The sequence below is a fragment of the Streptococcus parasanguinis genome, assembly GCF_031582885.1.
GTDB classification, from domain to species: Bacteria; Bacillota; Bacilli; order Lactobacillales; family Streptococcaceae; genus Streptococcus; species Streptococcus parasanguinis_M.
Map to the genome: position 1 here is coordinate 380,009 of NZ_CP133988.1, position 12,946 is coordinate 392,954.

Sequence of the window (12,946 nt, forward strand, 5' to 3'; positions counted from 1 at the left end):
AGGCTAATCCTCTTTGTTTGGCAGATACTTGTCAATCATCTCATCCTTGATCCGTTTAAGCTCTGTTCTTGGAAGGATGGATAAGAGTTCCCAACCGAGATCCAAACTTTCCTCAATCGTCCGATTGGTGGTGAAACCTTGATTGATGTATTCCTGCTCAAAGCGGTCCGTAAATTTAACATAGAGCTTGTCGGTATCTGACAAGGCAGACTCCCCAAGCACTACAGCCAGTTCTTTGGCTTGTTTTCCTTGGGCGTAAGCCGCAAAGAGCTGGTTCATGGTCGCCGCATGGTCTTCCCGAGTCTTGCCTTCACCAGAACCCTTGTCCTTCAAACGAGAAAGGGATGGAAGAACATTAATCGGTGGGCGGTAACCACTATTGTAGAGATCGCGGGACAGAATAATCTGACCTTCGGTGATGTAGCCTGTCAAGTCAGGGATGGGGTGGGTGATGTCATCTTCTGGCATGGAGAGGATCGGAATTTGGGTCACAGATCCTTTCTTTCCAACCAAGCGTCCTGCACGTTCGTAGAGGGTTGAGAGGTTAGTATAGAGGTAACCTGGATAGCCCCGACGACCTGGAACTTCCCGGCGGGCAGCAGATACTTCCCGAAGGGCCTCACAGTAGTTGGTCATGTCGGTCATAATAACCAAGACGTGCATGTCTTTTTCATAGGCCAAATATTCGGCAGCGGTCAAGGCGATCCGAGGAGTGGCAATCCGTTCGATAGCTGGGTCATTGGCTAGGTTGATAAAGAGGACAGAGCGGTCAATCGCACCTGTCTCTCGAAGGTCGTTCATAAAGAACTCGGCTTCTTCAAAGGTAATCCCCATAGCCGCAAAGACCACGGCGAAGTTTTCTTCAGAATTAAGCACCGTCGCTTGACGAGCAATCTGAGCCGCCAACTCCTTGTGAGGAAGACCAGAACCTGAGAATACTGGGAGTTTTTGGCCCCGAACCAAGGTATTCAAATGGTCAATGGCTGAGATCCCTGTCTGGATAAATTCATCCGGATAGTCCCGCGAAACAGGGTTGATGGCTTGTCCATCAATGTCCAAGTACTTCTCTGGGATAATCTCCGGACCACCATCGATGGGTTTGCCCATCCCGTTAAAGATGCGTCCGACCATGTCTTCAGACACAGGGAGTTCTAGGGGACGTCCGGTAAAGCGGACTTTGGCTTTTTCCAAGTTGATCCCACTAGATCCTTCAAAGAGCTGGACCATGGCCTTGTCTTCTTGGACTTCGAGGACTTGTCCCTGACGGGTCGTTCCATCATGAAGCTTGATTTCTACTAGTTCATTGTAGTGAACCCCTTCGACCTGATCGACAATCATCAAGGGGCCAACAACTTCGCTGACAGTACGGTATTCTTTAATCACGCTCATTGTCTACTCCTCCTTTTGCGACGATTTGGTGTAGGGTTTCTACGATTTCTTCTTTCAGGGCTTGGATGGTTGCCAACTGGTCCTCATGGATGAATTTGCTCCGGGCAATGCGGTCTCGAAGAGCCACGGTTCCTTCCATGATTTCTGTGAAGTAAGCCCCTAATTCTAGTGCTTTTTGACTTTCTTGGTCAAAGGTCAAAATGTTGGTCAACAAAGCCACCCGCTTACTGAAAGAGGTATAGGTATCAACCTCATCGAAAGCATTTTGTTGCAGGTAGTCTTCACGAATCATCTTGGCCGCATTCATGGTCAAGCGGTCTTTTTCAGACAAGGAATCTAGACCAACCAAGCGGACGATTTCTTGCAATTCACTTTCCTTTTGAAGCAAATTCATAGCGCGGGTCACTTTTTCAGACCAGCTGATTTGTTCATGTAAATCGATATAGCGACCAACTTCATCTTGGTAAAGAGAATAAGAACTCAACCAGTTGATGGCCGGGAAGTGGCGGCGTTGGGCCAATTGAGCATCTAAGCCCCAGAAGACCTTAACAATTCGCAAGGTATTTTGCGTTACCGGCTCTGAAATATCTCCACCTGGAGGAGAAACGGCACCGATGGCGGTAATCGAACCTTCACGCGCAGTGGTTCCAAGTGTCTTGACCCGACCTGCACGCTCGTAGTATTCGGCGATCCGGCTACCAAGGTAGGCTGGGTAGCCTTCATCCCCTGGCATTTCTTCTAGACGACCAGACATTTCACGGAGAGCTTCTGCCCAACGCGAAGTCGAATCGGCCATGATGGCAACGGAATAGCCCATATCACGGAAGTATTCGGCAATAGTAATCCCTGTGTAGATGGAAGCTTCCCGCGCAGCTACTGGCATGTTCGAAGTGTTGGCGATCAGAACGGTCCGTTGCATGATGGATTGGCCAGTCGTTGGATCGATCAATTCTGGAAATTCATTCAGAACGTCCGTCATTTCATTTCCACGTTCCCCACAACCAACATAAATTACGATGTCTACATTGGCAAACTTGGCCACCTGGTGTTGCACAACTGTCTTTCCAGCTCCGAAAGGACCCGGAACAGCTGCAGCTCCACCCTTAGTCACAGGGAAGAAGGTATCGATGACCCGTTGACCGGTGACCAAAGGCTCTACCGGAATGAGTTTTTGTGCAAAGGGACGGCCTCGACGAACCGGCCATTTTTGCATCAGGGTTCCAGTAAAGAGGCTACCATCTGCCTGCTCGATCTCATAGACCGGCTCTTCCACTGTGTAAGAACCTGCTGCGATCTTGGTCACACGTCCATTGACACCAAAGGGTACCATGATGCGGTGTTCCACCATATTGGTCTCTTGAACGGTACCGACGATGTCTCCAGCGACCACTTCTGTCCCTTCAGTCACACTTGGTTCGAAAGCCCATTTGGTGTCCCGATCTAGATTCGGAACTTGCACCCCACGAACCAAAAAGTCACTGGCAGTCACTTCTTGGAAGCGTTCCAAGGGGCGTTGGATCCCGTCAAACATCTGAGAGATCAAGCCTGGTCCCAATTCAACAGAAAGGGGGGCCCCGGTTGTTACCACTGGTTCTCCTGGACCGACTCCAGACGTTTCTTCATATACTTGGATAGAGGCTTCATCCCGCCGCATCTCAATAATTTCGCCAATCAAACCAAGATCGCCTACCCGGCAAATGTCTTGAATATTGGCCTCCTGCATCCCTGATGCAACCACCAAGGGACCGGAAACTTTGATAATTTTTCCTTGAGTCATGTATTCCTCCTGGGAATCCTTTGTTTCTTTGTTTTACTTTTGTGCTATCTCTCTTAGAGCTTGCTTTTGTTGGCCATTGGCATCGAAATTGCTTGGATCCAACCAAGCTTCTAGCCGCTGTTTGATTTCTGGCCACTCTTGGTCAATGATGGACAACCAGTCTGTATCACGGGTACGACCTTTATAAACAACAGCCTGACGGAAACAGCCTTCATAGGTGAACCCTAAGCGCTCAGCTGCTTTGCGAGATGCTTGGTTTAAGGCATCACATTTCCACTCATAGCGGCGGTAGCCTAAATCTTCAAACACGTAGCGCGCTAAGAGATACTGGGCTTCCGTAGCCATGCGTGTCTTTTGGAGCGCTGGTGAATAGGTCACTGCTCCGACTTCGATCACCCGATTAGCTTGATCGATCCGCATGAGAGAGAAAGTCCCCAAAGCCTTTCCTGAATCTTTGTCTACAATCGCATAGTAAAAGCGACCTTGGGCTGTCATAAGATCATCTAATAAGTGGTCCCACTCCTCTTCATTGCGGGCAGGGCCTTTGAACAGAAAGGTCCACATCGCTGCTGGAGAGTCCGGCCCGTAGACCTGATAAAGATCTGCTCCATGTTTTTCTTTTGAGAGGCGCTCGATCACAGTATAGCGACCTTCGATCCGCTCAATAGCTGGCAGACGCCCCGGTGTAAAATCCGGCAGTGCATCGCCAATCGCTTGGCCAAATTCATTTGTTCTCATAAAATATCCTGTCCTACTGCTTTTTCGACATTATCACGAATCCGCTGTTGGCCCAGTCCCGTAGTTCCTCTATGGGTCGGGATAAGGATCAGAGCCGGAGTCAGCTGCTGGTCGTAAAAAGCCACTGTATCTGGAATAGCCTGAGCAATATCCTCTGTCAGGTAGATAATCCCGAAGTTTTCCCGACTGAGTTTTCGCAGGGTATTGATCGCTTCTTGTGGCTCTGTGACCGGATAGGTTTGAAAGCCAATCAGGCGAAAAGGAAGGATGGCGTCCCGATTGCCCACAACTGCGATCTTATAGGTCTGTTTGTCCATAAATCGGTCTCATCCTTTCTTTGATGTCTGCTAGCGGAAAACCATTGTCTAAACCAGAGAGGACCAAACGAAGGTTGGTCACCTCTAACTCTTTTCCGTAAAGATAACGAACAAGAGGGAGTGGTCCATCGACTTCAAAACGGCCAGCGTCTAGAAGACTGAATTTCACCAAACTCTCTAAATACTCCAACTCTACGGTCTTTAGTTGACCAGTGCGCATCTTTTCTTCATAAGTCTCTAAGGCGAGATCGTAGTCCAGCGGATTGACTTGATAAAACCAGGTCAACCACTGACCGGATTCTAGCAGGTCGATCACCTGATGGGCACTGAGGCTCCCTTCATCTGAGAGCAATTGGTGCATAAAGCTATGCGGTTTTTGCTGATCCAAGGCCCGCTTAACTGTAATCGCATTGTAAAAGTCAATGGTCACGTCCACCAACTGCTTCAGAATCGGATGATCTAGGCTGTCACCTAAGCATCTCAGGTGTTTAAAATAAGCTAAGTCCATCCCAATTTCGAGAACCCGCAAGTCCTGATAGTCTTGGAATTCTTGCCAGGTTGCAGCCACTTCTTCCGCCATAAAGGCCGGACAATGCTCCGCAGAAAAGGTCGCCACCAAATGCTCGAGCACATCGAGAGAATAAGGACCGATAGGGATCAATAAGTGCCCCAACTTGCGCTCTGTCGCCTTGTGTTTTAGATAAACCTTGAGATTATGATAGGTGTACTTCAGGGTAAACAGGCTAACCAGGTCTGACTGAGGGCTTACCTCAAAAGCCCATTGGTATTCTGCCAACAAGGCTGCCATCAGGCGGGCTTCAAGGGCTGATAAATCCTTGATCTCCTTGCTATTTAGAGCATAAGGCGTCCCTTGTAGCAAACCTTCTCGACTCTCACTGGAGGGACTTGCAAGCAACTGCTCGAACTGACTGGGACTGACAAAACTAGCCTCACGTACGCTGATTCCTGTATTGACTTGAGAATAGGTCCGTTCGCTCATTGCAACCTCCTAGTTCTCTTCGTCGGTGAAAATGCTGGCTGCCATCTGATAGCTTTCTTGCTCCCAAATGGAATCCACCAAATCACGGTAGAGATAGTTGTCATCAATCTTCCCAACCGACAAGACAAAGCCTGCTTGAGCTGGGATCGTTGCATCTGCAACTGTCACATTCTGATAAGCCTGCTTCAATCTCTCGAGAGCTGCTGAATCAAATTTGCTAGCGCTCACCGCCCCAAAAGTCAAGGTCACAACTTGCCCTTGATAGCGGTCTAAAATCGCATCTACAAACTGCAATTCCTTTTCAAGGGGCCAAGCCGCCATTGCTTCATAAGCATCTGCAAAGAGATCCTTTAAGACTCGTTGCTTGGTGACAAGGGTTGATTGGCGTTTTTTATTTTCGATTTGTTGGGTTTCACGTTGCAATTGACGTTGAATCCGCTTGAGCTGCTCGGAGCGTTGATTGAGTTTATCTTGGATCAACCGCTCTTCTTGCGCAGTCTCTTCTTTTAGGATGGTATCCTTGGCCTCTTCTAAGAGTTTACGCCCTTTTTCGTGGGCTTGGGCCAAGATCGAATCCTTTAATTGGGTTTGTTCATCCATATCGTTTTTTCTCCTATTGCATGCGTCTTGTGTTTTTCACCTCGTGAGGCGAATTCATCAAAGCTAGTTCTTAGCCGACGCGTAGGGTCAATAGGAAGGACACAACGAAGGCCAAGATGGCATAGGTTTCAACCATGGCCGCAAGGATAACCCCTTTCATCATGTCTTCAGGACGTTTTGCCAAGATTTGCATCCCTGCTGTCGCAACATTTCCTTGGTGTTTGGCTGAGAAATAACCAACGATCGCAACCGGAAGAGCTGTAAAGAAGTAAGCAACCCCTGTTTCAAGTGGCATATCTGGCTTAATTTGCAACCAGATCAAGATCCCGATAACGAAACCGTACAAACCTTGTGTACCTGGCAACAATTGCAAAATCAGGGCTTGGGCAAATTTTTCAGGTTGTTCTTTCAAGAGTGCTGCTGCTGCTTGACCCGTTTTACCAACCCCAAGGGCAGATCCCATTCCACTAAGTGCAACGGCGATCGCCACACCAAATGCTGCAAAGAAGGCGCCCCCATGGGCTGAAAAATATGATGCTAAAGATTCCATGAATATACTCCTATTTATTAAAGATAATACTTATTTTTTTGTTTTAATATAGCGTTCAGAAGGTTTGAGAGGACGAAATGGCTTGCCTCCTCCTTCGTAGAACTTACCGAAGAACTCCACAAAGATCAAACGGGCTCCATGCACATATCCTGACAAGAAGGACAGGAACATATTAATGGCATGTAGGACGATAAAGAGCAGAAGCCCTACCGTAAACCGTCCAAGCGGTGGAAAGAGATTGACAATGAGGTTGAAGGCCGAACCGATACTCGCTCCAGACAAACCCAAGGCCATCAAACGGGTGAAGCTGACCAAGTCTCCGACATAGCCACTGACATTGTAGAGGTTAAAGAGACCAGACGCTAAACCGGATAGCTTCTTGGCACTGACAATGGAAACAATCAAGATCCCAATGGCATTCAAAATAGCCAGCCACTTGCCAATCGGAACTAGAAGGCTCATCCCTGGCAAGATATTGCCTACTGCTAGAAGCATTAAGCCAAGTAGGATCAAGACCCAAGCAAAGCCAGCATTATAGGCTTCGGTGTAGTCTTTGAGGCGAACATTTTTCATTCCTCCTAGAAAGAGGCCCACTAAGACAGTGACAAAACCAAAGACCACTGAGAGGATCAGGATGGTCATGGCGTTACTGGTCGTACTGATCAAGGCAAAAGGCATCTCAAATCCAAAGAAAGAGCCATAGACCACACCCCAAAGGGCAACTGAAATTCCGAGGAGACTGAAGAAACGAAGGTTCTTGGCTGTACCAGGCTTGAGCTTGAAGGCTTTAAGGGCAAAGCCTGTCGCCAAGGTTAGCAACAGTCCATAACCGATATCTGCGACCATCATGCCAAAGAAAACAAAGTAGAAGAGAGAAACGATCGGTGTCGGATCTTTCTCGTAATACTTAGGCAGGGCATACATCTCTGTGACTAATTCAAAAGGTTCTACCAAGGCATTATTTCGCAACTGGATCGGAACGTCATCCCAATCTTTTTCCGTCACATCGCGTGTCTCTAGTAAGACCCGAGAACCAAAACCTTCTTGCAAGAAGTCTCGCAATGAGGCCACTTGGGAGGTTTCAATCCAACCCTCTAGGGCTACCAAGCTTTGCGTACTAGCAAGAAGCGACTTGGCTTCCTCACGAGCTCCCAAACTCAGCAAGTAATCCATCTGGTACTTGAGCTGGTCCAGCTCCTTCTGGGAGTTTTGTAACTCGGCTAGGGTTGCTGCAACTACAGCTTCTTGCTCTTTGATTTCCCCTTCTAGGCGATCCAAGTAGACGGCCGGGACCTGCTCTTCTTCATAGTCCAATTCTTTGAACCCATGGTCTTCTAGAAGCTCCTGAACAGCTACACGATCTCCCGAACGATACAAGATGACATAGCCGTGTTCGGTTTCAGACGTAAAGACTTCTTCTAACTCCAGCTCAGGATGAGCTTTTAAGGAAGAGCGAACAGCGTCTGTATCGCTATTTGGGATCGTCCCGATCAAGCCATGCACATAGTGAAAAGTAGCGAGGGCAGCTGGCGTCACCTCTAACGGTCGCCATTTTTCTAAGCGCTCTATCTCTCCCTTTGCATCCGCAATCTTTTGACGAGCCTTGTCTAACACGCGCAATTGGCGTTTCAACTTGGTCAATAGAAGATCCTCATCTCGAATCATCCCGTGGGCCTGCAAGTCATCAAAAGACAAGCTTAAGGGTTCTTCCTTCAGAGCTTGCAGGGCCTTTTTCTCAGGCATATAAGGCTCCAGAGTCTGAATCATTTTTTCAACTTGTTCTTGACGTTTTTGCAGCTCTACCAAAGCTTGACGATTGTTCTCTGTCAAGGGTTGAGACAAGGTATTTGCCTCAAAGGCAGCCTGCCATTCTTCATGCTCACTGAGGTCATAAATCTGGATTTTTGCCTCAGACTGTAACGCTAGTAGGAGACTGTCCAAGTCATCTTTGGGTAAGATGAGGGACAGTTTTTGCATCTGACTAACGGCCATAGCTTGCTACCACCTTTTCTACAATGGCTTCAACTAACCCAGCTCGCTTATCGGTCATCGCCTGTTGTACCTTGGCATCATTGCGCGCAACCGTTTCTTCCAGATCTTTCGTTAAACGGACGAGTCTTTCCTGGGCGTTTTTTTCTGCCTCTGTGACCAATTGCTTGGTTTCCTCATCGTAATGCTGTGCCACTGTTGCAAGGCGATCGCGCGAATCCGTTCGGATTTGTTCAACTTGAGCTTCATAGCCTACGATCACGCCCTGAGCAGCTTGCTCGATCTCTTGCATCATCTCGAGTGTTGCATTCGACATCGTCACACCTCCTTATTCAACCATTGTTCTTCCAACAACAGTACAATTATCTTAAATTATACCACAATTCATATCGTTTGTTCAGGCCCAACCGGAAATTTTCAGAAAATTGTGGATAACCAACAAGCCACTACTGCCAGGATTGGTAGCGTTCTCTTCTTTTCGCATATCCTGTTCCTAGTTTCAGTATTTCTTGATTTCTTTTACTTGAATAAAGCGGTTACCCATGTTATAATGTGTAATATATTATAGGAGTATCCTGTTATTTCATCTCGTGAGAAAGGAGGATTGCTGTGAAACAAGATCAAGATTTACGCGCCATTATCGCCAGCCATGAAGCTGAGTTAACAGATATGGAACGCGACATTGCCCAATATTTCTTATCGTCGGAAGCACGACAGCACTCCCTGTCCTCTTCTCGTGTAACGGAGTTACTCCATGTCTCAAAGGCAGCTTTAACGCGTTTCTCTCAAAAATGTGGCTTTTCCGGCTATCGGGAATTTGTCTATCACTTTAACGAAGAAACCAAAAATCAAAAACAGGTGCAAGAGCATGACGAGCTGACGCTGAGCGTCTTGCAACGCTACCACCATATCAGTAACGTCACTGAAAGTCTGGTAAAAGATTCCCAATTAGATCGGGTAGCTGAACTAATCGGTCAAGTAGACCGAGTCTATTTCTTCGGGATCGGTAGTTCCGGTTTAGTTGCTCGAGAAATGAAATTGCGCTTTATGCGACTAGGCGTCGTTTGTGAAGCCCTGACTGATCAAGATGGCTTTGCTTGGACGACCAGTATTCTCGATTCCTCTTGTTTAGTCATCGGTTTCTCATTGTCAGGAGGCACCAACTCCATTACAGATAGTCTCCTGGACGCCAAAGAAAAAGGGGCTAAAACGGTTCTTGTGACCGCTAACCCGGCTGCCATCCACCAAGGATTCACAGAAGTGTTACCGGCCGCACCTCTTCCTAGTAGTACCTATATCGATCGAATCTCCGCCATTTTACCACTCCTCATTGTGGTCGATTTGATCTATGCTCATTTCCTTAATAAAAGTCGAGAACAAAAGGAAATTGTCTTTAATAGCTACTGGGAAAACAAAAAACTTTCTAATCAACGTTCTCGAAAATCTTAATATGGTCTCCCTATTTAAAAAGCATGAAAGATCAGGCTTTCTTCATCTTTCATGCTTTTTTTGATGAATCAAAAACAAGTCGCCAACGCGACTTGTTTTATGTTTCATGTTTTTGTCTAAAGTGATAGTAAGCCCCCAACATACCCGCAGCGTTTTGATGGTGGGCAAATTCCAAACGGATCTTATCTGCTAGGCTAGGAACCAGTTCGGCACACAGGGCTTGATAGATTTTTGGCTTGAGGATGGCTTCCTGAGCCATAATCCCCCCTCCAAGAACGATGACCTCTGGATTGACCACATAAACGATATTGGCCAGTCCTTTGCCAAGGTAGGTCACCATTCGATCAATTCCAGCCATACAGATCTTATCTCCTTCTGTTGCCTGCTTAAAGATCCGGCGGCCATTCCACTGTTCCACAGGATCACCGTGATGTTCTGCCACATACTCGACCAAAGCCGTCGTTGAAGCTAGATCCTGAAAGGCACCATCTGGCAAATGAAGATAGCCAACCTCACAGGCTGAATTGCTAAAGCCATGAAAGACCTGACCATCGAGCAAGAGGCAACCGCCGATCCCTGTCCCAATCGTCAGACAAACAGCATTGTTCGATCCTTTTGCATGGCCTGTGGTGACCTCTGCGAGACCGGCACAGTTAACATCATTTTCAATCTCGCAAGGGATCTGAAAGGTCTCTTCGATTTCCTTTTTGAATTGGGTGCCTGCATAGTTGGGAATTTGTGGGCCGGCATAAAAGATTTCTCCCTTATCAGGATCTACCATTCCGGCCGAAGAAATCGCCACCCCTGCCAAGGGATGCTTCTTCAAATAACGGGCTACGATTTCCTTTGTTGTGTTAAGAATGTGAGGTCCTCCTTTTTGAGCCTCCGTTGGCATTTCATGGGTCTCTAGGAGTTGCCCTTTTGCATCGGCTAGACCATACTTGATACTGGTCCCTCCGATATCAATTACAACATATGGATTCATCTAGACCTCCTTTGATTAAAGGAATCTGGCTTTTGTGTCCTGAATGAGTTGAGCAGCACGTTGAATCACTTCTTGATCCGCTTCTACTACTGGCGTCAAAGGGGAGCGAACAGATCCCAAGTCCAAACCTTCATTAATGCGCAAAACCGCTTTGATGACCGCATACATATTGCCATGAGCAGACGTCAAGACTCCGATAATGTCATTGATAGCAAACTGCAAGGCACGCGCAGTCTCCAAGTCTTTCTCAGCAATCAGCTGATTGAGCTTCAAGAAAAGTTCTGGCATCGCACCATAGGTGCCACCGATCCCAGCATGCGCTCCCATGAGACGGCCACCTAAGAATTGTTCATCCGGACCATTAAAGACGATGTGGTCGTCGCCTCCTAAAGAAGCAAAGGTTTGAATGTCCTGAACAGGCATCGAAGAATTCTTGACCCCAATCACCCGTGGGTTTTTCAACATTTCCTTGTAAAGGCTCGGTGTCAAAGCGACCCCTGCCAATTGCGGGATATTGTAGATGACAAAGTCTGTATTGGGTGCGGCTGCACTGATTTCATTCCAGTAGTGGGCCACACTGTATTCTGGCAAGCGGAAATAGATCGGTGGAATGGCCGCAATGGCATCCACTCCTAATTCTTCCGCATGTCGTGCCAATTCCACGCTATCCTTGGTGTTGTTGCAGGCTACGTGAGCAATGATGGTCAATTTCCCTTTAGCTACTGCCATCACTTCTTCCAAGATCAGCTTGCGATCGGCCACGCTCTGGTAGATACATTCGCCAGAGGATCCGTTGACATACAAGCCCTGCACACCTTTCGCGATAAAATATTCTACCAGCGCACGTACCCGCTCCGGGCTAATTTCTCCTTGGTCATCATAGCAGGCGTAAAAAGCGGGGATGACTCCTTCATATTTTTTTAAATCTGACATTTTTTCTCCTTTTGTCACTAATGAATTCATTTTATTCTTGGTACTGGGCGAAAATCTTTTCCATTAATCCAACTTGTGCAAAAGCCAAGCTTGAAAAGCCAAACAAGAAAAAGATCATAAGCCCCAATAGGAAAGCTAAAACCGAGCTTGCAAGAGCCATACATAGAAGCAAGAGAGCACTTCCCATGACAAAGAACCAAGGAAAATGCAAGCCTGTCACAATCATGGCTTTTTGCAAACACTCTTTCCAATCCAATTGGTAGCGGGCCGCAATCGGATAAGCAGCCAATAAGATCAACACAAGAAAGAGAAAGAGGCCTAAACAAATGGTTTTCAAAGCTTGGAAAGCTAGGGAAGTTTGCCCCCAAAATAAGAATAAATCAAAGAGACAAATACCTGCAACAATCAGTTCTAAACTTCCTAGTTGTAAGCCTATTTTCCAATTGTCCCGAAAAGCCTTCGCATAACTACGAATCACCGGAACACGACGCTGGTGCTTAATGGCAAATAAGGTCTGATACAAACTAATTTTCGCAATTCCAATCGTGAGAACTGGTAAACAACTTAGCACAAATAAAAGATTAACAGTTACCAAGTCGAGGACCTTCTCACTGATACGCATCACTACATTGTCCGTGTTAAAAACGGTTTTGATCAATCCTGCCCCCTTAGATGACATAGGCACTCCTTTCTAACGTGATCAATCGATCGCAATTTTAAATAGATATTTTTTCACGATATCTTCTTGCCCTGCATAGCCATTGGGCTGGTGAGGCTCCCCTGGAAAGAAAATCGCAAAATTATGATAGCCTAGATGAAGCGGATAAGACTCCTGGCAATGGACAAAACCGATGTCCGATGCTTCATCAAATGCGAGCGCCTCACCTGTCACACGAGATCCATAACTCGAAAACTCATGCCCTTCTACCAATAAATGCAAATCGGCATATCTTTTGTGGTGTTCAAAGCGATCATTTTCTGCTTTGTTGAGGGTATTTTCTTGAACGACGAGAAAGACCTTATCCCCATCAATATCGTATCTCCCCAATTCAAAAGAATCCTTCCGATGCTCATAGAGAAAGTCAATGGCCTGATCTAGATTGGGGTGGATTCCTTTGTAAAAGGTGATGTTTTTTAAATCATCAAATATCATATTCTCATCCTTTCGATACTTCTCAGCCTAGAAAACCGATCTGTACACAACTATCGTTTGTCCAAG

14 protein-coding genes are annotated in these 12,946 nt (G+C 46.8%); 1 reads left to right on the forward strand and 13 read right to left on the reverse strand.

Annotated features, from left to right (window positions below):
- Positions 1–3 precede the first annotated feature (3 nt).
- The 9 genes from RDV49_RS01905 to RDV49_RS01945 all read right to left on the reverse strand — a co-directional run bounded on the left by RDV49_RS01905 (position 4) and on the right by RDV49_RS01945 (position 8,676).
- Positions 4–1,389: a V-type ATP synthase subunit B gene (locus RDV49_RS01905; protein ID WP_003002370.1), complete on the reverse strand. Its 1,386-nt coding sequence runs from the start codon at positions 1,387–1,389 to the stop codon at positions 4–6.
- On the reverse strand, positions 1,376–3,166 hold the full coding sequence (locus RDV49_RS01910) for a V-type ATP synthase subunit A (RefSeq protein ID WP_003009451.1): 1,791 nt from the start codon (positions 3,164–3,166) through the stop codon (positions 1,376–1,378). The genes RDV49_RS01905 and RDV49_RS01910 overlap by 14 nt, the downstream gene beginning before the upstream one ends.
- 33 nt (positions 3,167–3,199) lie before the next feature.
- A complete protein-coding gene (locus RDV49_RS01915; RefSeq protein ID WP_003009446.1) occupies positions 3,200–3,904 on the reverse strand; it encodes a GNAT family N-acetyltransferase in 705 nt (234 codons plus the stop codon).
- On the reverse strand, positions 3,901–4,221 hold the full coding sequence (locus RDV49_RS01920; RefSeq protein WP_003009443.1) for a V-type ATP synthase subunit F: 321 nt from the start codon (positions 4,219–4,221) through the stop codon (positions 3,901–3,903). The genes RDV49_RS01915 and RDV49_RS01920 overlap by 4 nt, the downstream gene beginning before the upstream one ends.
- Positions 4,202–5,221 carry a V-type ATPase subunit gene (locus RDV49_RS01925; protein WP_003009440.1) on the reverse strand — a complete coding sequence of 340 codons (1,020 nt, stop codon included), beginning with the start codon at positions 5,219–5,221 and terminating at the stop codon, positions 4,202–4,204. The genes RDV49_RS01920 and RDV49_RS01925 overlap by 20 nt, the downstream gene beginning before the upstream one ends.
- A gap of 9 nt (positions 5,222–5,230) precedes the next feature.
- Complete coding sequence (locus RDV49_RS01930) at positions 5,231–5,821, reverse strand: V-type ATP synthase subunit E family protein (RefSeq protein ID WP_003009438.1); 591 nt, start codon at positions 5,819–5,821, stop codon at positions 5,231–5,233.
- A 70-nt stretch (positions 5,822–5,891) separates the two neighbouring features.
- Complete coding sequence (locus tag RDV49_RS01935) at positions 5,892–6,371, reverse strand: V-type ATP synthase subunit K (RefSeq protein WP_003009435.1); 480 nt, start codon at positions 6,369–6,371, stop codon at positions 5,892–5,894.
- A gap of 30 nt (positions 6,372–6,401) precedes the next feature.
- Complete coding sequence (locus RDV49_RS01940) at positions 6,402–8,363, reverse strand: V-type ATP synthase subunit I (protein ID WP_003009431.1); 1,962 nt, start codon at positions 8,361–8,363, stop codon at positions 6,402–6,404.
- Positions 8,353–8,676 carry a hypothetical protein gene (locus tag RDV49_RS01945; protein WP_003009429.1) on the reverse strand — a complete coding sequence of 108 codons (324 nt, stop codon included), beginning with the start codon at positions 8,674–8,676 and terminating at the stop codon, positions 8,353–8,355. The genes RDV49_RS01940 and RDV49_RS01945 overlap by 11 nt, the downstream gene beginning before the upstream one ends.
- Positions 8,677–8,969: 293 nt before the next feature.
- On the opposite strand from RDV49_RS01945, the gene RDV49_RS01950 reads away from it, so the two are divergent.
- The gene (locus tag RDV49_RS01950; RefSeq protein WP_003009426.1) at positions 8,970–9,809 is read left to right on the forward strand and encodes a MurR/RpiR family transcriptional regulator; all 840 of its coding nucleotides are present in this window, start codon (positions 8,970–8,972) and stop codon (positions 9,807–9,809) included.
- A gap of 97 nt (positions 9,810–9,906) precedes the next feature.
- Here RDV49_RS01950 and RDV49_RS01955 read toward each other — a convergent pair whose 3' ends face one another.
- The 4 genes from RDV49_RS01955 to RDV49_RS01970 are packed head-to-tail and all read right to left on the reverse strand — an operon-like array spanning position 9,907 to position 12,880.
- A complete protein-coding gene (locus tag RDV49_RS01955) occupies positions 9,907–10,794 on the reverse strand; it encodes an ROK family protein (protein WP_003009424.1) in 888 nt (295 codons plus the stop codon).
- A gap of 15 nt (positions 10,795–10,809) precedes the next feature.
- Entirely contained in the window at positions 10,810–11,727 is a 918-nt protein-coding gene (locus tag RDV49_RS01960) for a dihydrodipicolinate synthase family protein (RefSeq protein WP_037608222.1), read from the reverse strand.
- 31 nt (positions 11,728–11,758) lie between these two features.
- Positions 11,759–12,406 (reverse strand): DUF624 domain-containing protein, encoded by a 648-nt coding sequence (locus RDV49_RS01965; RefSeq protein ID WP_003009419.1) that lies wholly within the window; start codon positions 12,404–12,406, stop codon positions 11,759–11,761.
- A gap of 21 nt (positions 12,407–12,427) precedes the next feature.
- Positions 12,428–12,880 carry a NanQ anomerase/TabA/YiaL family protein gene (locus tag RDV49_RS01970; protein WP_003009416.1) on the reverse strand — a complete coding sequence of 151 codons (453 nt, stop codon included), beginning with the start codon at positions 12,878–12,880 and terminating at the stop codon, positions 12,428–12,430.
- Between the last annotated feature and the right edge of the window lie 66 nt (positions 12,881–12,946).